This is a genomic window from Dyadobacter flavalbus (assembly GCF_006149045.1).
GTDB classification, from domain to species: Bacteria; Bacteroidota; Bacteroidia; order Cytophagales; family Spirosomataceae; genus Dyadobacter; species Dyadobacter flavalbus.
In genome coordinates, this window is sequence record NZ_VBSN01000028.1 from 44,861 (window position 1) to 64,588 (window position 19,728).

The 19,728-nt window shown below is 43.9% G+C and carries 18 protein-coding genes; 12 read left to right on the top strand and 6 right to left on the bottom strand.

Annotated features, from left to right (window positions below; genetic code table 11):
• Positions 1-12 precede the first annotated feature (12 nt).
• The 4 genes from FEM33_RS09720 to FEM33_RS09730 all read left to right on the top strand — a co-directional run bounded on the left by FEM33_RS09720 (position 13) and on the right by FEM33_RS09730 (position 3,665).
• Positions 13-1,875 (top strand): carbamoyltransferase family protein, encoded by a 1,863-nt coding sequence (locus FEM33_RS09720; protein WP_139011871.1) that lies wholly within the window; start codon positions 13-15, stop codon positions 1,873-1,875.
• A gap of 28 nt (positions 1,876-1,903) precedes the next feature.
• The gene (locus FEM33_RS09725) at positions 1,904-3,037 is read left to right on the top strand and encodes an SGNH/GDSL hydrolase family protein (RefSeq protein WP_139011872.1); all 1,134 of its coding nucleotides are present in this window, start codon (positions 1,904-1,906) and stop codon (positions 3,035-3,037) included.
• Positions 3,038-3,060: 23 nt separating this feature from the next.
• Positions 3,061-3,210: a DUF5989 family protein gene (locus tag FEM33_RS26540; RefSeq protein WP_201747723.1), complete on the top strand. Its 150-nt coding sequence runs from the start codon at positions 3,061-3,063 to the stop codon at positions 3,208-3,210.
• 86 nt (positions 3,211-3,296) lie between these two features.
• Complete coding sequence (locus FEM33_RS09730) at positions 3,297-3,665, top strand: hypothetical protein (RefSeq protein WP_139011873.1); 369 nt, start codon at positions 3,297-3,299, stop codon at positions 3,663-3,665.
• Between the two features lie 6 nt (positions 3,666-3,671).
• Here the strand turns inward: FEM33_RS09730 and FEM33_RS09735 are convergent, their stop codons facing one another.
• The 3 genes from FEM33_RS09735 to FEM33_RS09745 all read right to left on the bottom strand — a co-directional run bounded on the left by FEM33_RS09735 (position 3,672) and on the right by FEM33_RS09745 (position 6,750).
• Positions 3,672-4,556 (bottom strand): Ppx/GppA phosphatase family protein, encoded by an 885-nt coding sequence (locus FEM33_RS09735; protein WP_139011874.1) that lies wholly within the window; start codon positions 4,554-4,556, stop codon positions 3,672-3,674.
• Positions 4,557-4,646: 90 nt separating this feature from the next.
• Positions 4,647-6,146 (bottom strand): hypothetical protein, encoded by a 1,500-nt coding sequence (locus FEM33_RS09740; protein ID WP_139011875.1) that lies wholly within the window; start codon positions 6,144-6,146, stop codon positions 4,647-4,649.
• Positions 6,136-6,750: an RNA polymerase sigma factor gene (locus FEM33_RS09745; RefSeq protein WP_201747724.1), complete on the bottom strand. Its 615-nt coding sequence runs from the start codon at positions 6,748-6,750 to the stop codon at positions 6,136-6,138. Before FEM33_RS09745 ends, FEM33_RS09740 begins: the two co-directional genes overlap by 11 nt.
• Positions 6,751-6,995: 245 nt before the next feature.
• Here FEM33_RS09745 and FEM33_RS09750 point away from each other — a divergent pair, with 245 nt between their 5' ends.
• Complete coding sequence (locus tag FEM33_RS09750) at positions 6,996-7,607, top strand: PepSY-like domain-containing protein (protein ID WP_139011876.1); 612 nt, start codon at positions 6,996-6,998, stop codon at positions 7,605-7,607.
• Between the two features lie 54 nt (positions 7,608-7,661).
• Here FEM33_RS09750 and FEM33_RS09755 read toward each other — a convergent pair whose 3' ends face one another.
• Entirely contained in the window at positions 7,662-8,138 is a 477-nt protein-coding gene (locus FEM33_RS09755; protein WP_139011877.1) for an Lrp/AsnC family transcriptional regulator, read from the bottom strand.
• A gap of 191 nt (positions 8,139-8,329) precedes the next feature.
• On the opposite strand from FEM33_RS09755, the gene metH reads away from it, so the two are divergent.
• The 4 genes from metH to FEM33_RS09775 all read left to right on the top strand — a co-directional run bounded on the left by metH (position 8,330) and on the right by FEM33_RS09775 (position 15,242).
• Positions 8,330-12,154, top strand: a complete 3,825-nt coding sequence (gene metH / locus FEM33_RS09760; RefSeq protein ID WP_139011878.1) for a methionine synthase — start codon at positions 8,330-8,332, stop codon at positions 12,152-12,154.
• Positions 12,155-12,357: 203 nt separating this feature from the next.
• Complete coding sequence (locus tag FEM33_RS09765; protein ID WP_139011879.1) at positions 12,358-12,900, top strand: nuclear transport factor 2 family protein; 543 nt, start codon at positions 12,358-12,360, stop codon at positions 12,898-12,900.
• A 94-nt stretch (positions 12,901-12,994) separates the two neighbouring features.
• Complete coding sequence (locus FEM33_RS09770) at positions 12,995-14,233, top strand: NupC/NupG family nucleoside CNT transporter (protein WP_138281095.1); 1,239 nt, start codon at positions 12,995-12,997, stop codon at positions 14,231-14,233.
• 85 nt (positions 14,234-14,318) lie between these two features.
• Positions 14,319-15,242, top strand: a complete 924-nt coding sequence (locus tag FEM33_RS09775; RefSeq protein ID WP_139011880.1) for a YihY/virulence factor BrkB family protein — start codon at positions 14,319-14,321, stop codon at positions 15,240-15,242.
• Positions 15,243-15,506: 264 nt separating this feature from the next.
• On the opposite strand, the gene sppA is transcribed toward FEM33_RS09775, so the two are convergent.
• A complete protein-coding gene (gene sppA, locus FEM33_RS09780; RefSeq protein WP_139011881.1) occupies positions 15,507-17,273 on the bottom strand; it encodes a signal peptide peptidase SppA in 1,767 nt (588 codons plus the stop codon).
• Between the two features lie 195 nt (positions 17,274-17,468).
• Between sppA and FEM33_RS09785 the strand changes: the two genes are divergently transcribed.
• Both FEM33_RS09785 and FEM33_RS09790 read left to right on the top strand, forming a co-directional pair.
• The gene (locus FEM33_RS09785; RefSeq protein ID WP_139011882.1) at positions 17,469-17,975 is read left to right on the top strand and encodes a SixA phosphatase family protein; all 507 of its coding nucleotides are present in this window, start codon (positions 17,469-17,471) and stop codon (positions 17,973-17,975) included.
• 1 nt (position 17,976) lies between these two features.
• Positions 17,977-18,180 carry a hypothetical protein gene (locus FEM33_RS09790; protein WP_201747725.1) on the top strand — a complete coding sequence of 68 codons (204 nt, stop codon included), beginning with the start codon at positions 17,977-17,979 and terminating at the stop codon, positions 18,178-18,180.
• 3 nt (positions 18,181-18,183) lie between these two features.
• Here the strand turns inward: FEM33_RS09790 and xerD are convergent, their stop codons facing one another.
• Entirely contained in the window at positions 18,184-19,080 is an 897-nt protein-coding gene (gene xerD / locus FEM33_RS09795; RefSeq protein WP_139011884.1) for a site-specific tyrosine recombinase XerD, read from the bottom strand.
• Between the two features lie 39 nt (positions 19,081-19,119).
• Here xerD and aroQ point away from each other — a divergent pair, with 39 nt between their 5' ends.
• A complete protein-coding gene (gene aroQ, locus FEM33_RS09800; protein ID WP_139011885.1) occupies positions 19,120-19,539 on the top strand; it encodes a type II 3-dehydroquinate dehydratase in 420 nt (139 codons plus the stop codon).
• Positions 19,540-19,728 lie beyond the last annotated feature (189 nt).

Consider the following 19,728-nt stretch of genomic DNA (forward strand, 5'->3'; position numbering starts at 1 on the left):
TAATTATTTAATATGAAGATTTTAGGTATTTCAGCGTTCTATCATGATTCCGCAGCTGCATTTATTGATAATGGAGAAATTGTTGCAGCAGCACAGGAAGAGCGCTTTACCCGCAAAAAACATGATCCGGGCTTCCCCTCGAATGCAATTGCATTTTGCCTCGAATATGGCGGGTTGTCAATCAATGAGCTGGATGCAATCGTATTTTATGACAAGCCGCTGCTTAAATTTGAAAGGTTGCTTGAAACATACTATGCGTTTGCACCAAAAGGAATAAGATCTTTTCTGACTGCCATGCCAGTCTGGATCAAGGAAAAGATGTTCTTGAAACGCCTGATTAATGAGGAGCTTGTGAAGCTTGGCTATGATAAAAATAGAAAAGTAAAGCTTCTTTTTCCTGAACATCATCTTTCGCACGCAGCGAGTGCATATTATCCATCTCCATTTGAGAAATCAGCCATACTAACGATTGACGGCGTTGGTGAATGGGCTACTGCTTCCATCAGCATGGGCAATGGAAAGGACATCCGTATTTTAAAAGAACTGCGGTTTCCTCATTCTCTGGGTCTTCTTTATTCGGCATTTACTTATTTTCTGGGCTTTCGGGTGAATTCGGGTGAATACAAATTGATGGGACTGGCGCCTTATGGAAACCCTACTTCGCCGGATATAAAGAAATATGAACAGATCATATTAAGTAAACTAATTGAATTAAAAGAGGACGGATCTGTCTGGCTTAATCAGGAATATTTTGATTATGCAACAGGCTTGAAAATGGTTGATGAGCATAAATGGGAAGCGCTTTTTGGATTCAAAACCAGAAAACCGGACGATGCACTTGAATCCATGCATTGTAATCTTGGGCTGGCCATTCAGAATGTTACTGAAGAAGCTGTGATTCGCATGGCTAAGGAAGCAAAAAGGCTTACTGGTGCCGAGTATCTGTGCATGGCCGGCGGTGTGGCACTGAATTGTGTTTCCAACGGTAAACTTCAGAAAGCTAATCTGTTCAAAGACATATTTATTCAGCCTGCAGCCGGAGACGCCGGCGGCGCACTAGGCGCTGCACAGGCAGCTTATCACATCTATTTCAACAATGAAAGGAAAGTTACCTGGAAAGCTGATGCCATGCACGGTTCCTATCTTGGGCCTACTTTCTCTGATCTTGAAGTGATTCTGACGGCAAAAAAGTACAAGGCAGTTTATACACAATACAATGATTTTAAAGAACTTTCCAGAGAGACAGCCCGCTTGCTGGCAGCCGGAAATGTAATAGGCTGGATACAGGGGCGAATGGAGTTCGGGCCAAGGGCATTGGGCGGAAGAAGCATTCTGGGCGATCCGAGAAATGCAGAGATGCAGAAGAAATTAAATCTAAAAATAAAGTACAGGGAATCATTCAGGCCATTTGCTCCATCCGTTCTGGCCGAAGAGTGTTCCAGTTATTTTGAATATGCAGGAAATTCGCCTTATATGTTGCTTGTTCATCCGGTAGCAAAACAGCGTCGTAAGCCGGTTCCGGCCAATTATGATGCAATGGATCTTCGTGGAAAACTATATTTCCAGCGTTCCGATCTTCCATCCGTAACGCATATTGATTATTCCGCTCGTATACAGACTGTTCATAAGGAAACAAATCCGCGTTATTACGAACTGATCAATTCATTCAAAGAGCTGACCGGATATGCAGTAATTGTAAATACCAGTTTTAATGTACGCGGAGAGCCGATTGTTTGTACTCCAAATGATGCTTACCGTTGTTTTATGCGTACAGAAATGGATTACCTGGTTATTGGAGACTTTATTTTTGATAAAAAGCAGCAGCCGGAATGGCTCGAAAAAGATAATTGGAAAGAGGAGTTCGTTCTGGATTGATTGTCTTTTAACACACACTGATTCTATAATGATTTTTAAAATTTTCACAAGTTTTATACGCATACTGTTTCTTGGTGTATTTTTTCTGCTTCTGTTTTTTGCTGATAAATTTAAGATTAAAATAGAATATGCAGGGTTTCCACTTAGCGACAACTGGTATATAAGATTAACAAGGCTGGCTTTCTGGTTTCTGGTTTCTGTTGAAATCCTGCGTGTTTTTTATTACAGTATCATAAAAAGCAGGATGCAGGGGCTTGTTGCCAATATCGTTACTCTTGTGGTTCCTCTTGTTATTACATTGATCCTTCTCGAGGTCATATTCATGTATGTTCCGCAAAGCCACGAAGGGATTTCGTCAAAAGCTTCTCAGATATGGTGGGAAAAATACTGGCATCCGGTTAATGAGCTGGGATATCGGGATAAGAAAATAATGGATGAAGCGGGAAAAATCAATGTATTGGTCATTGGTGATTCCTTTGCTGCCGGACATGGCCTTAAAAATGTAAACGAACGTTTTTCAGATATTCTACAGGCAAAGTTGGGCGTTGAAAGATACAGCGTTTATAATCTGGGCGTTTCCGGAGCAGATACCCGGGATGAAGCAAAAAGGCTTGAAGAGTTTCCGATAAAACCGGATATTATTATCCTGCAGTACTTTCCCAATGATATTGAGAAAGCTGGAAGGGAAAATGGTCTTTCTCTTTCCGGTGCCGAATCTTATGCAGACCTGCATGGCCCTTTTTCCATGTTGGTAAAACGATTCTATCTACCCAATTTTATTTACTGGCAACTGCCGCATACCGGATTCAGTACATTTGAAAAATTTGTTCAATCAGCATATACTGATACAACCGTACTCAATGCGCATCTCCGCGATTTATCACGATTTACGCTTTATAAAGAAGCCAGTAAAGCTGAAATGTACACTGTGTTTATTCCTTTTTTGTTTCAACTGGATAAAAGTGCAGCCTATACCAAGCCGGTTGAAGGCTTTCTGAGATCAAAAAAAGTTCATGTAATTACTTTAAACAATACGATTGCAAAGGTGCCGGAAAAGGACCGGATTGTGGGAAAGAATGACGGACATGCCAGTTCTGTCATTAACAGCCTGATTGCTGACAAACTATTTGAAGCAATGAAGCCCGACCTTAGACAACATTGAAACACACACTTAATACTAGAAATATGGATTTTTTGACTGACCTGTTTGCGTTCATGAAAGAGCGCAAGAAGTGGTGGCTGGCACCTGTAATCATTATACTGTTACTGATTGGCGTTCTGATCGTGATTGGCGGAGGTTCTGCTGTGGCTCCGTTTATTTATACCCTGTTCTGATGAATATATTTATCGATTAACCAATCAGATTTCATTGTACAATGGCATAGTGCACAAGTATGCTGTTGTACTAAATTTTTCAACTAATGACAGAATCAGAAAAGCTTAAAGCACAACTTGTTATTGTTACCGGATTGATCGTCCTGTATTTTATATTGAAATCGCAATACGTGTATTTCCTGTATGCCGCAGCCGGTATCGGCGTAATCAGCCTTGCTGTTCCGGTCGCGGGAAATCTAATTGTTAAGTTGTGGTATAAACTGGCAGAAATTTTAGGTGCAATCAACGGAAGAATCCTGCTTTCAGTTGTTTTCTTTCTCATTCTTCTTCCCGTTGCCCTTATTGCAAGACTCGGGAAAAGGAATATGCTTGCTTTGAAAAAAGAAGCAAAGGATTCGGTTTTTGTGGAAAGAAATCATAAATACACATCTAAAGACCTGGAACAGGTTTGGTAACCTGTTTCAGGCCTTTTTCTTGCGGCAGGCACGGTCGTAAAGCAGCTGTAACATGCCGTCTTTGAGGCCAACGTCCGGAACATGAATGATGCTTGCACCTGCCCATTTCATGGCAGAAGTATATATATCACCGGCTGGAACAATGACATCGGCGCGGTCGGGGTTCAGCTGAAGTTTGTTGATTCTGTCCGATAATGAGAACTGCGCTATGTAGTCTTTCATCCTGATGATTTCATCCAGACTTGTAGAGCTTTCGGTAAGTTTGGATGAAAGATCGAACAGTTTATTTATGTTTCCGCCTGTTCCGACTGCCTGAATAGGCTGGCTGTAATCTACATTCTGATTAATCCATTCCTTGATTTTAGGCCAGACATTTTTGGATTCTTTGCCTTCCAGTAACCTGACCGAACCAAGTTTGAAAGATTTTGCATTGATTTTCTGCCTGTCTTTGTAAATGTTAAGCTCTGTACTGCCGCCGCCGACGTCAATGTGAATGTACTGACCTTCGCCAAGGGATTTTACAACAACGTTATTAACCAGTTCTGCTTCTTTCTGACCGTCAATAATCTGGATGTAAATGCCCGTACGTTTTTCAATGTGGTCCCGGACTTCATGGCCGTTGTCGGATTCGCGCATGGCAGAAGTGGAACATGCCATATAATCGTCCACTTCATGCAGCTCCATCAAAAGCTGATAAGCAAGCATGAGCTTGATCATGCGGTCTTCACTCTGGGCGGTAATCCTGCCCTGCGTAAATACATCATGGCCCAGACGAAGCGGAAAGCGAACGTATTCTACTTTTTTGAAGCGAGAGACGCCTTCATCATGCAATACCGAAGATATTTGCATGCGGGCGCCATTGGATCCGATATCGATTGCAGCGAATTTCAAAAGCTATATAATAGGGGAGTAAATAAAAGCCAAAAATAGAACATTAAGCAACAAGATACATTAATGCACGTAAAAATTCGGTTTTACCATTTACATTTTACCGCCTATCTGATATAACAATTTCACTTTTACACCCGGACCGCCGCTATGGCTGAGCGGCGTAAGTGGTTTGAAATAAGTATATAAATATCCCTCCGCCTGAACTACAATCGGGTGCCATACTTTTTCGATGCCTAGTGATACATTCATGGAATTTACAATCGGCGCATCCGTTTTCCGCTCAAAAGACTGATTAATAAATTCATTGTTAGGGGCGCGGCATGCAAAGGAAATACTTTCCCTGGATGAAATTCTGATATTTGTTCCGGCACTTCCGTAGTAAGACCAATCATTTTTTACCGTATTCCGGAAAGCCACCGTAAGCGGAATCTGCACCATAGTCGGGCTAACCTTGATGTTGAACACTTCCAAAGCCAGCGGAACTTCATCCGGATGAGATCTTTTGAAATCTTTCCTGTTTTTATCCCGGAACATTTTTTCCGTAAAGAATTCCATCGGTTTCACTTTCAGCCAGCTGATACCGGCAGAAATGGAAATCTTTCTGGTAACCAGTACTTCGCCCAGAATGGTTTTGGAAGTTCCGTTACTTTCAGCCTGAAGGCCGCCGCCAAAGCGGTATGGAACTTTCAGGTTCAGTTCAGGAATTACCTTTTCCGTTTTATTTGTTTTTTCAATGTTTTTGGCCGGAACCTGTGCTTTTGAAACCATTGCAGAAACTGCAAGAAGGCTTTTGTTCACTTGTCTTGCTGAAATGCGGCTTGCAAGATTATAATTCATTTTGCGCGAAACCGAATTTTCTTCATTATGCAAAGTTGTAATCCCGATGTTGTCAAGACTGATTTCCGGACCCAGAATCCTTTCATTATCAAAAGAACGGGTGTTTTCATTTCCGGTAAAAGCTTCGGATTTCGGATTGCCTTGTTTCGCAATTGCCAAAGACTTTCCGGAAACTGGTCCTTTGCTGATTAGTGCATTGTCGGAATCCGGTGCGCTGTCTGAAGAACTTTCTGCGTTAGCCAGAACTTCATGATGCTGTTTACTTTCCAAAGCATTGCTGCCTTCACTGGAGTTACTGAATTTTTCTGCAGTTGGATATGCAGTTGCAGCATGCTGATTTTCTGAATTGTAACGGTCAGAATTCCGGTTTCCGGTTAAATACTCATTGCGGTTCCCGTTAGCAGAAGGCGCATCGTTTATGTCAACGGATTCTTTCTGAACGATATAAATTGTATCCGTTTTAGCTGCCGGCGCGGCTGTGCTTTTAATCACTTCAATCTGATTCCTGAGGTTTTTTACATCCGCAGTCAGGTTGTTGTTTTTTGAAAGCTGATTTACATACAAAAATGCCATAACCGTGGTTATGGAAGCCGCAGCGGCGTATCCGATCCATGAACTGTACTGCTGCCAGAAAGTGGGCGGGGTATGAGCCTGCATGTAACGCTGCATTTTGGCCCAGTCCTGTTCCTGAAAGTCCGGTTCGATACTTTCCAGTTTCTGGCGTATAGTATTTTCAAATTTACTAGTTTTCATTTCCTTTGAATGACTTTACAGCCCAATCACTTGGGAAGAGATTCGGGTAATATTGTTTGATCAGATGCTGCAGACGTGCCCTCGCACGTACATAATGTGACCGTACTGTTGCTTCATTGATCTGCAGCATGTCTGCAATTTCACGGTGATTATAGCCATCGACGACATACATCAGAAACACGTTTTTATACACTGGCTTTATTTGCTGTATCAGTTCCAGTATTTCGTCTGCTGTAATCTGGCTGATCACATCTTCGTCAAATTTGGGATACGGTGCGTCTTCCAGTGCAATGACGTCCTCGCTGTGCTTTTTGTGTTTTCTGTAATAACTGATGGCCGTATTGACCATTATGGTTCTCAGCCAGGCTTTGAAAGGATGCGTCGAATCATACTTTTCAAGGTTGTTGAAAACTTTCAGAAAACCTTCGTTCAGGACTTCTTCCGCTTCTTCCGTTGTGGAAGTGTAACGGAGACAAATGCTTTTGGAATATCCAAAAAACTGCTTGTACAGATAACGTTGTGCCTGACTGTTTCCGGCAATGCATGCAGAAACGACCGATTCAAAGTCGCTTTCGTTAAAGGATATTTTTCTTCCGAACAGCAAAGTCAGATTATCAGATTGTCAGGGATTGAATTCTTATTGAGGGTTACGTACAATAAAGATCATCTGTTGCAGACTTTTACAAATTATCTGAATTTATAAAAAAAGATGCATTTCTAAGTTAAAGATAAATAGCATTTTAACTCTGAAATTCAAGTAACTGTAAATTCATATGCAACAAATATTTCTTCCCGCTGCGTAATGCAAGAAAACGGTTTGATTATTTACAAAAAACGTAAGTGGGAGTTATGAAAAGAATTTCGCTTTTATTGGTTGTGCTGGCAGGAATCTGGTTTTCTTCATGTCAAAAGGATGGTTCCGCTGTTGATCCGGCTGTGGAATCGGTGGATTTTGAAAGTGTGGTTTCAACGGCTGCCAGGTATTCGGTTTCTACGGATTCTGTAACTGCGGGAAAATGCAAGGGAAAACTTACCGAAGTGGCAACGGCTGATTTGCCGGCTGCGGTTACAAGTTACATTACAGCTACTTACGCAGGTTCTGAAATCAAATATGCTGCAAAAGACCAGTCCGGAAAAATCATTGTGGCCCTTACTCTGGCTGACGGAACGGCAAAAGGATTGTTGTTCAACGCGGACGGAACATTCCAGGAAGAGCTGAAACAACATGCGCACAAGGCAAGTCTGACCAAAATTGACGTAAGTGCGCTTCCGGCAGCAATCACTGCTTACATTACCGCCAATTATGCCGGCTCGACAGTTTCGGCTGCCGCCACGAATGCGGACGGCGCTTATTTTGTAGCAATTACAGCTGATAACGTTATTAAAGTGCTGCTTTTCAATGCAGACGGAACTTTCAGCAAGGAGCTGGAAAAGTCCGGGAAAAGGCATAAGAAGCACTGAGAATTTTTGTTAGGGGTGAGTTGGAATACGGCACTGGACTTTCCGGTTCCGTATTTATTTTTTCAAAGGGAACATTTCCAGCGCAGAGGAATTTTTTATTTCACCCATCACAAACAAACTGTGCGTGCTGCCGATGTTTTCCAGAGAACCCAGTTTTTGCATCAAAAATTGCTGATATTGACTCATGTCGTCCACGACAACTTTCAGCAGAAAATCATAATCCCCTGAAATATTGAAACATTCCATGACTTCCGGCATGGCGATAACCGCTTTTACAAACTTTTCGCCCATGACTTTCGAATGTTCCTTCAATGCAATGTTGCAGAAGGCCATGAGCTTGCGGCCGATTTTTTCACGGTCTACAAGTGCGACGTATTTCTTGATAACACCTTCTTTTTCAAGCCGCCTTACTCTTTCATAAACCGGCGTATAGGAAAGATTTAACTTTTCTGACAGTTCCCGTGTTTTTAAAGTTGCATCCTGTTGCAGGAAATGCAGGATTTTCGCATCGGTTTCATCCAGATTGTACATAGATAGAATATCTTTATTCACTTTTTGAAAGAGCCGAATATAGATAACTTATTTGTGTAAGTAAATTCTGGCAGACTATTAATCTGAATTTTTTCATTTTATAAAACAAAACATCTATTGCGCTAAATTTGTATGCTTGTATGAACCCACAGTTTTCCAAACATTTAGTAATCACACAAAAACATTAAAATATGATAGCAACGCAAAAGGCAGATATCCGAGAAATTCTCAAAAACCGTATTCTGGTACTTGACGGCGCTATGGGTACCATGATCCAGCGGTACAAACTGGAAGATCATGATTACAGAGGAGAAAGGTTCAGTGACTGGCCACAGGATGTAAAAGGCAATAATGATTTGCTTTCGCTGACACGGCCGGACATTATCAAAGAAATACATGCGGCTTATTTTGAAGCGGGAGCGGATATTGCCGAAACCAATACTTTTTCAGGAACAACGATTGCCATGGCGGATTACGGCATGGAAGAAATTGTTTATGAGTTGAATTTTGAATCTGCCCGGCTGGCCCGAGAAGTTGCGGACGAATTTACCGAGCGCGAACCGGAAAAGCCCCGCTTCGTTGCAGGTTCCATCGGGCCGACAAACAGAACGGCTTCTTTGTCGCCGGACGTAAACAATCCCGGCTACCGCGCCATCAGTTTTGATCAGTTGGTAGAAGCATATTATGAACAGATTAAAGGCTTGACCGACGGCGGTGTTGATTTGCTGCTTGTTGAAACGATATTTGATACGCTGAATGCAAAGGCGGCGCTTTTTGCGATTGATCAGTTCTTTACAGACGCCAGAAATGGAAAAGTAGCGCATTTGCCTTCCTGGAAAGCAGCACCGGGGGAAGCATTGCCGGTAATGATTTCGGGTACGATTACTGATGCATCCGGAAGAACTTTATCCGGCCAGACAACCGAAGCTTTTCTCACCTCAGTTTCACATTTGCCGTTATTGTCTGTCGGACTGAACTGCGCGTTGGGTGCGGACCTGATGCGGCCTTATGTCCAGATTCTTGCCAAAGAAGCACCGTTTTATACTTCTGCTCACCCGAATGCAGGTTTGCCGAATGAAATGGGTGAATACGACGAGTCGCCTGAACAAATGGGTGAAGTCATTGACGGGTTTCTCAAAGATAATCTGGTGAATATCATCGGCGGCTGCTGCGGAACTACGCCGGCCCATATCCGTGTCATTGCTGATCTTGCCAAAAAGCATCGTCCGAGAACGTTGCCTGCTGCGGATACAGTCATGAAGTTATCGGGTCTGGAACCCGTTAAAATCAATCAGCTGACGAATTTTGTCAATATCGGTGAACGCTGCAATGTGACCGGTTCCAAAAAGTTTGCCCGTCTGATCCGTGAAGGCAAGTATGACGAAGCATTAAGTATTGCGCGCGAACAGGTTGAAAGCGGCGCACAGGTTATTGATATCAACCTCGACGAAGGAATGATCGACGGCGTGGAGGCGATGAAAACATTTGTGAACCTGATTGTTTCGGAACCGGATATTTCAAAAGTTCCGCTCATGATCGATTCTTCCAAATGGGAAGTGATTGAATCCGGGCTGAAATGCGTGCAGGGAAAATCCATTGTAAATTCCATTTCTTTAAAAGAAGGAGAGGAGAAATTCAAAGAATCCGCCCGGACTGTACTGCGCTATGGCGCGGCTGCGGTTGTCATGGCTTTTGACGAACAGGGCCAGGCGGATAACTTCGAGCGCCGTATTGAAATCTGTTCAAGAGCATACCGTATTCTGGTGGATGAAGTCGGTTTTCCGGCAGAGGACATCATTTTTGACCCGAACATTCTGACCGTGGCGACGGGAATGGAAGAACATAACAATTATGCGGTGGACTTCATTAATGCCGTGCGCTGGATCAAGGAAAACCTGCCGCATGCCAAAGTTTCAGGCGGCGTTTCCAATGTTTCTTTCAGTTTCCGCGGCAATGAACCCGTTCGTGAAGCAATCCATACGGCATTTTTGTACCATGCGATCCGTGCAGGAATGGATATGGGCATTGTGAATGCCGCGCAGATCGGGATTTATGACGAAATACCGAAAGATGTACTGGAACTCGTTGAGGATGTACTGCTGAACCGCCGTCCGGATGCAACCGAACGATTGGTTACTTATGCCGAAACGGTTAAAGATAAAGGAAAAACACAAAGCGGCCCGGATCTTTCCTGGCGGCAGCTGCCGATTACGGAGCGTATTTCACACGCGCTTGTAAAAGGGATTTCGGATTATATCGATGAAGATACTGAAGAATGCAGAAAACTTTTCAGCAGACCTCTGGAAGTAATTGAAGGTCCTTTAATGGACGGCATGAGCATTGTCGGCGACTTGTTCGGAGAAGGAAAAATGTTTCTTCCGCAAGTGGTAAAATCGGCAAGGGTAATGAAAAAAGCCGTAGCTTATTTGCAGCCGTTCATTGAAGCGGAAAAGAGCGAAGGAAACAATTCCGCAGGTAAAATTCTGCTTGCGACCGTAAAAGGCGATGTGCACGATATTGGAAAGAACATTGTAGGCGTGGTGCTGGGCTGTAACAATTACGAAATTATTGATCTCGGCGTTATGGTTCCGACGGATAAAATCCTGGCCGCTGCCATTGAGCATAACGTTGATATTATCGGATTGTCCGGACTGATAACGCCTTCACTCGACGAAATGGTGGGTGTTGCCAAGGAAATGGAGCGCCGGAACCTGAAAATGCCGCTGCTGATCGGCGGGGCGACAACTTCGCGCATTCATACGGCGGTAAAAATTGACCCGAATTACTCCGGTGCCGTTATCCACGTGCTGGATGCGTCGCGTTCGGTGCCTGTTGCGGGAAAATTGATCCAGAACGAGCAAAGTCAGGCGGAAGTATTGTCGGATATAAAGGCGGAATATGCCAAACTCCGTGAAGACCATGCCAAAAGAGGCGGGGAAAAAGCGCACATTTCGATTGCAAATGCACGTGAAAACAAGGCTAAAATAGACTGGACAAACTTTGAAGCCAAAAAACCGCAGTTTCTGGGTACAAGGATTTATGATGATTACGATCTTGCCGATATTGCAAAATACATTGACTGGACGCCGTTTTTCCAGACCTGGCAGCTGCACGGAAAATACCCGAAGATATTTGAAGACAAGGTTGTAGGCGCGGAAGCCATGAGGCTTTATGAAGATGCCGCCGTGTTGCTTGGAGAGATTATTCGGGATAAAACACTTAAAGCAAAAGCAGTGATCGGATTCTGGCCGGCAAATTCTATTCAGGATGACATTGTCTTGCACCATTTTGAGGAAGAAACACGGGATGTGCCTTGTGAAAGACATGGCTCTCATCAGCATATCGAGTACCGGATCAGCCAGCATGGAACGGATAATCTGAATGCGGGAGAGTTGGTTGCGGATACTTCCGCAGTTCTGCACCATTTGCGCCAGCAGAGCCAGAAAGCATCCAATCTTGCCAATTACTGTCTGTCCGATTTCATTGCGCCGCTTGAAACCGGCAAAACGGATTATATCGGTGGCTTTGCGGTAACTGCGGGACTGGGAATTGAAGCGCTTCTGGATAAATATGAAAAAGATCATGATGACTATAACAGCATTATGGTAAAAGCGCTGGCGGATCGTTTGGTGGAGGCACTTGCAGAATTGATGCACGAACGTGTCAGAAAGGAATTGTGGGGCTATGCGAGAAATGAGGAGCTTTCCAATGAAGAACTGATAAAAGAATCTTATACCGGCATACGTCCGGCCCCGGGTTATCCTGCTTGTCCGGACCATACCGAAAAACGCATGCTGTTCGACTTGCTTGATGCGGAAAAGCTGGGAATTACACTGACCGAGAGTTATGCGATGTATCCGGCAAGCAGCGTAAGCGGCTGGTATTTCTCACATCCGGAAAGCCGCTATTTTCCGGTCGGAAAAATATTCAAGGATCAGGTTGAAGATTATGCACGAAGAAAAAACATGCCGCTGGAAGAAATAGAAAAGTGGCTTTCGCCCGTTTTGGGTTACTGATTTTACTGATTAAGGTTCAGTGGGAGGACAGGTTAGCCTGTTCTCCCTTTTTTTATATGTGTCCGGTATACTATTTTAATTGATTTAAGCGTAGTAAATGGGTATAATGTGTAGTAATCAGGTATAAATACGCTATTTTCTTATGATATTAAATTGAATATTTGTAATAAAGATTTGCATATTAATCTTGAAATTTATTAGCCATGAAAAGAAATATAAGTGTATTTATTCTGTTGATCCTGCTTGCATCTTCATACAAGTACAGGACCAAAGCTACGGAAAGCATCCAGCCGCACCTTGCAAGCCTTCAGCCGTTGCAGGAAGCGGCCGCTGCTGATCATTCATTGAATGAAGCTATTGAAAGAATGCAGCAGGCAAACCTTGATCTCGCGCATGGAAATGATTCTCTGGCAAAAGCCTTGTGGTCCCGTAAAGATGACGTAACGATGTTTACAGGGCCTGCGGCCGGCACGCAAAAAGGCTGGGAGGCAGTAGAAGATGCTCTGAAACTTTCATCAAAGCAGATTGCAGGTGCCAATACTTACATTTCCGAGAAAATAGGCGGCAGTTCCGGTGCGGAGCAGGCTTACCTTGTACAAACGGAGCAGTACGGATTCCCGAACGGTAAAACGGTCAATTTTCAGGCAACAATTCTGTTCCAGAAAGAAGGCGGCGAATGGAAAATTATCCACCGGCATGCCGATAAACTGGCTACGGTTAAAAAACCGGATAAAACTTCTAAATAATACGCCTGATCCCGTATATTTTCAACCATATGTGACTTGCAATTATTTTGTTGTTATTTTGCAGCTTTTGGGCAAAGGCGACATTTGATTATATATGGAAAGATTTACTGGACTGCTCGGTATTGTCCTGATTCTCGGCGTTGCATTCGCAATGTCAAACAACAGAAAAGCAATTAATTACAGGACGATTGGAGTAGGGCTTGCACTTCAGTTCGGCCTTGCTGTTTTTATTCTCCGTACTGAAACGGGGCAAGCGGTCTTTCAGTGGCTGGGAGAAAAAGTACAGAAACTGCTGTCTTTTTCAGACAAAGGTGCAGATTTTGTTTTCAGCACATTGGTACGGCCGGACCTGATGCAAAAGGCTTTCGGTCCGGGCAACGATTTCGTTTTCTTTTTCAAGGTTATTCCAACGATTATTTTTGTGGCCGTTCTGGTCAATATGCTTTACCATTTGGGCATCATGCAGCGCGTAGTCAGTATTATTGCGCGCGGTGTTTACTGGTTAATGGGTGTGAGCGGCGCGGAAGCACTTTCCAATGTGGCAAGTACTTTTGTAGGACAGGTGGAGGCGCAGATCATGATCAAGCCGTACCTGAAAAATATGACCAATTCCGAGCTGATGGCTTCGATGACGGGCAGTTTTGCATGCATTGCCGGCGGCGTAATGGCGGTTTATATTTCGCTCGGCGTTCCTGCGCCCTATCTTATAGCGGCAAGCCTGATGGCCGCTCCCGGCGCACTCGTAATTTCAAAAATCGTATTTCCGGAAACGGAGCAGTCCAACACAAAAGGCGCAGTAAAGCTGGAAATCCAGAAGACGCATGCCAATTTGCTGGATGCCATTGCAGCAGGAGCCGGTGAAGGCCTGAAAGTAGGCTTCAACGTTATTGCCATGCTGATCGGCTTTATCGCGCTTGTTGCGCTTTTTGACTATCTGCTTGGTTACATTGGCGGTTTGTTTTCTTTTCCTCAACTGAGTTTCAACTTCATTCTTGGCAAATTCTTTTCCGTGTTCGCATGGGCAATGGGCGTTCCGGGCAAGGACATTGAAGCAGCCGGTTCCTTGATGGGTACCAAAATGGTTATCAATGAATTTGTAGCTTATCTGGAACTTGTAAAACTGAAAGATACGCTGGATCATAAAACGATAGTAATCACCAGTTTTGCATTATGCGGATTTGCCAATTTCAGCTCCATTGCCATTCAGGTCGGTGGTATCGGTGAACTGGCTCCGTCGCGCCGTGCCGATCTTGCCCGCCTGGGATTCAAGGCGCTGATATGCGGAACGCTGGCTTCTTACATGTCTGCAACGCTGGCCGGATTGCTTCTGTGAAATAATAAAAGGCTGTTACTTTGGCATGAATATTTGTGTCTTATTGGTATACTGCAAGGTATGACAAGCAAGATCAGAACTATTTATGAAAAACGTAAAACTGTATTTTTCTGTTTTAAAGGAGAGCTTCAGTGAATTTATGAATGACAACGGGCTGAAATTAAGTGCAGCCCTTTCATATTATACCATTTTTTCACTTGCTCCCATGTTGCTGGTCATCATTTCGGTGTTCAGCATTTTTTTTGGCAGAGATGCGATTCAGGGTGAATTGTTCGGGCAAATCAGAGGTTTGGTCGGATCGAGTGCTGCACTGCAGTTGCAGGAAATTCTAAAAAATGCCGAACTCTCAAACAAGTCTGGCATTGCAGCGGCACTGGGTATCGGAACGTTGCTCATTGGTGCCACCGGGGTTTTTGCCGAAATGCAGGATTCCATCAATTTTATTTGGGCCATCAAATCAAAACCGAAAAAAGGCTGGCTGCAGTATCTTAAAAACCGCCTGATTTCCTTTTCACTGATCCTTACACTTGGCTTTTTACTTGTTGTTTCGCTTGGCGCAAGTGCGTTGGTCGATGTGCTTAGCAACCGGCTCGAACGTTATTTTTCCGAGGCTTCGGTCATTATCTTTTACTTCGTTAATCTTGGCCTTGTACTGACTATTATCACTGCTTTGTTCACAGTCATTTTCAAAGTACTGCCGGACGGGGAACTACGCTGGAAAGAATGCATGATCGGCGCGGGATTTACAGCTATATTGTTTCTCATCGGAAAATTTGCAATCAGCTTTTACCTTGGCAAATCCGATCTCGGGGCTACTTACGGAACTTCTGCATCGATTGTCATTCTGCTGACATGGATTTATTATTCATCCATTATCCTGTATTTCGGGGCTGAGTTTACAAAAGTTTATGCCAAGCTGGATGGCGTAGGCATTATGCCCAACAAGCATGCAGTCGTTATCATAAGAAAGGAAATTGACGAAAAAACCGGAAAGCTGATAACGGATTGATGTTAGCTGTTAGCTGCTAGCTATTAGCCATTAGCCATTAGCTATTGGCGTTTAGGACTTGTTTTTTCTGCTTTCACAATGATATTTTAAAATATTTGTAATAGAAATAAAAAGAGCCGGATTGCCTTTCTACAAAGGTTAATCCGGCTCTTTTTATGTAATAGCTAATTGTAAATTGTCCTTATTAAGCGTTTTTACAAGCTTCTCAATAAACATAATTACTATTTAAAAGCCAAAAGCTAACGGCTAATAGCTAAAAGCTAATCACCTTATAATCAACTCAAATGGCATTCTTGTTTGTGTTCCGCCCATATTCATAAGCTTTTTATACATTTTTACATAAGGAGCCAGCTCGCCCAGATTTTTCGAAGTGACTTTTTCTTCTGTATCGCCCATGAATCTGGTCAGCAGTTCGTCAAGCGGCTTTTTCTTTTCCGGATAATAGCGGACTCGGTAATCGCCTTCATTCAGTTTGGCTGCTTTGGCCGCAATTTTAATGGCATCGTCAACACCGCCGATTACATCGACAAGACCGTTTTGCTTGGCTTCGATTCCTGACCATACACGGCCCTGAGCCAGGCTTCTCAGCTTTTCAACGGACATTTTTCTGCCAGCGGCTGCTTTTTTAGTGAATGTGTCGTAGCCTTCATTTACGCTTTTCTGGATCATGGATTTCTCAAATTCAGACATATCCCGCGTGGCCGTTGGCCAGTCTGCATGCGGGCTGGTACCCACTCCGTCAAAAGTTACGCCCAGTTTGTTGTTCATGAAATCCGTTACGTTGAAAACAAGCCCGAAGATTCCGATGGAACCGGTTATCGTATTAGGCTGGGCCACAATCGTATCGCAGCCCATTGCCATGTAATATCCGCCGGAAGCGGCAACGTCGGACATAGATGCAATGACCGGCTTCTTTTTGGCAGTAACCTGAATTTCGCGCCACATAACATCCGAAGCCAGGGCACTTCCGCCCGGAGAATTAATACGGATTACAACCGCTTTTATCTTGTCATTTTCCCGGATTTCTTTCAGTTCCTTCACAAACTTCTCTGAGCCGATATTATCGTCACCGCCTTCGCCGGAAGTTATTTCTCCTTCTGCAACCAGAACCCCGATCCGTTTGTTGAAATCCCCTTCATTTACAGCACTTTCTCCTTTCAGATACTTGTCTACGCCGACGTAGGAAATATCTTTTTTCTCCTCCACTTTCAAATCTCTTTTCAGAACGGCTTCCAGTTCGTCCTGATATCCAAGGTTGGTGACAAATTTATGCTGCAGAGCCAGTTTCGGACTTTCAACGCCAAGCGAATCCGCCAGTCTTTTCAGTTCTGTTACCGGGATTTTGCGTGAGTCAGAAATGTTTTTCAGAAAATTGTTATTGATTGCGGTAAGCAGCTCGATGGATTGCTTTTTGCTGGCTTCACTCATATCCTGGCGCGAAAACATCTCGATGGCGCTTTTAAATTCACCTACACGGAAAACCAATGGTTCGATGCCGAGTTTGTCAAAAGTGCCTTTAAAGAAACTGTACTCCGCCGAAAGCCCGTTCCATTCAATTCCGCCAACCGGGTTCAGATATATTTTATCCGCAAGCGAAGCAATGTAATAGCCTTTTTCAGAAAAAGATTCGCCGTAAGTAACGATGAATTTTCCGGATTTTTTAAACTTCATGAGCTGGTTCCGGACTTCTTCCAGCGTAGCCCAGCCGGCTTCCGGACTTTCCGTTTTCAGATAAATACCTTTGATGTTGCCGTCTGACTGCGCACTTTTCAGCGCTTCCAGAATATCTTTCAACCCGACTGCATTTTCGTCACCTCCGAACGGGCCGCCAATATCGGCAAACGGATTTTCAACGCCGACTTCCTGAATCGGTTTGTTCAGGTCCAGTTTCAGTACTGATTTTTCAGCTATAACAACAGTGTCTTCGGAAGATAACTTGGAACCGATGCCGGCCAGGATAAAAATAGATACAAATATGAAAATGATAATGCCGACAAAAGTGGCCAGAACATATTTAAAAAATTGTAACATACTATGTGGAATGAAGAGATTTTATTTCATCGATATGTAAAGAACAAAAATATTGATTAATTGTCGCGCATTGCAGAATAATTAATGTCGAAAGGTTGTTAATGCATCTTAAATGGTAAAAAAACCTTTCTGTTTTTTAGGTAAACCGCCGGGATTTACCCGTTCATATTCTGTACTTTTGAAGAAAAATCAAACATGAAGAAGACGCTCGTCCTTGTCCGCCATGCTACCGCGGAAGACCAGACTTTCAGGATAAAAGATTTTGACAGAAACCTGAACAGCAAAGGCTTGTCAGAAGCTGCCGCAATGGGGAAATGGCTGGCGGAATCCGGAGTCAAACCGGATATTTTCATAACCAGCCCTGCTTCCAGGGCTTACAAAACTGCTGAGATCATTTCCGGGAAGTTGGGCGTAAATGCCTCTTCGCTGATCACCAATGCGGATATTTATGAAGGCGGGCCGCAATCTTATCTGAATGCGGTGAACACCGTGCCGGAAAACTTTTCCATGCTGATGCTGTTCGGGCATAACCCGGATATTTCTTACTTTGCGGAATATCTGACCGGATCAAATCTGGGTTCGATGAAAAAAGGCAGTATTGCCATAATCGATTTTGATGATTTGAACTGGGCCGAAATTTCTGCAAAAACCGGAAATCTGAACTTGTACAAAACGCCCGGAGAAGTAAGAGAAGCTGAATAAAATGGAGAAATCAAACCGGAACCGCAACATATTCGTAATCGTGTTCATATTGTTTGTGGCATTGTTCGCATATATTTCCTACGACATGTCCAGCCGCACAACGGCGCCGTGGAACAGGCCCAAACAGCTCAACCGCGCATTGCCCGGCGCTACGCCCGATGCGGATTCCCTTTTGCTGGATTCGCTGCTGGAAGATGTAAAATGATGCCTAACCTCTTGGATGAAATTCCGTGATGATCTGCCGCAGATAATCCCGGTCAAGATGCGTGTAAATTTCAGTCGTTGTAATGGATTCATGCCCGAGCATTTCCTGAACAGCCCGCAAGCTGGCGCCGCCTTCGATCAGGTGCGTTGCAAAGGAATGCCGGAAAGTATGCGGACTGACGGTTTTCTGAATGCCGGCTTTTTCTGCAATATCCTTGATCATAATAAAAATCATCACGCGCGTTAGCTGCGCGCCTCTGCGGTTCAGGAAAACAATGTCTTCGCTGTCTTTTGCAGGCGTCAGTTCATTGCGCACATGATCCAGATAAAGCTGCGTGTATTTAATGGCTTCTTTTCCGATCGGAACGAGCCTTACTTTGTCTCCTTTTCCCAGAATCCGGAGGAAGCCGATATCGAAATAGCAGTGTGTCAGTTGCAGGCCGGTAAGTTCGGAAACGCGCAGACCCGAACTGTATAAAACTTCAATAATAGCGCGGTTACGCGTTCCTTCGGGCGTGGAATGGTCAATGGCCGCCAGCATGGTTTCAATTTCCTCATAAGAAAGCACGTCGGGAAGTTTGCGCGGCAAACGGGGCGATTCCAGCAATTCGGTAGGATCGTCCGTTATTTCATTTTCCAGTAAAAGGTATTTGTAAAAAGCCTTGATTCCGGACAGCATGCGTGCCTGTGAATGCGCGGCCATGCCCAGTTCTGACAGATACCTGAGAAATGCTGTTAAATGCTCTTCGGTAATGCGGACGGGCGGTGCATCAATTTTCGCCAGTTCGGTAAATTCTGCCAGCTTTTCAACATCCCGTACGTATGCATCCACGGAATTGCCGGAAAGCGAGCGTTCCAGCCGGAGGTAATTTTTAAATTGTTTGATGTAGCTTTGCCACATATTAAAGGAAAAAAGAATTATTTAACGCTTTACAAATCCATGAAAAAGATATTGATCCTGAACGGCCCCAATCTGAATCTTCTGGGAAAACGTGAGCCGGGAGTCTATGGCAATCAGTCATTTGAAGACTATTTTGAGACCTTGAAAAACCTTTTTCCTGAAACCGAACTGATTTATTTTCAATCCAATCATGAAGGCGCGCTGATTGACAAAATTCATGAAACCGGTTTTTCTTTTGACGGGATCATCATCAATGCCGGAGGTTACACACATACATCCGTAGCACTAGCCGACGCCTTGTCTGCTGTTACAACGCCGGCCGTGGAAGTCCATATTTCCAACATTCATGCAAGAGAACCGTTTCGCCACCATAGTTACCTTACATCCCGCTGCAAAGGCATGATCTGCGGACTGGGCCTGAAAGGCTATGAAATGGCCATCCGGTATTTTGTTAATTGACAATGGCTGTTGGCTGTTGGCTACTAGCTTTTGGCTATTAGCTACTAGCTTTTAGCTGTTAGGCTTTTTTCAAATTGGGCGGAGTTCAGGTTAATCAGGCGATTTTTTAATTATAAATCGGATTAAGTCTTAAACTTCGGCTTCGCTCAGTGCCGCTAGATTTCATTTGATCAAAATTCAATCGCTAAC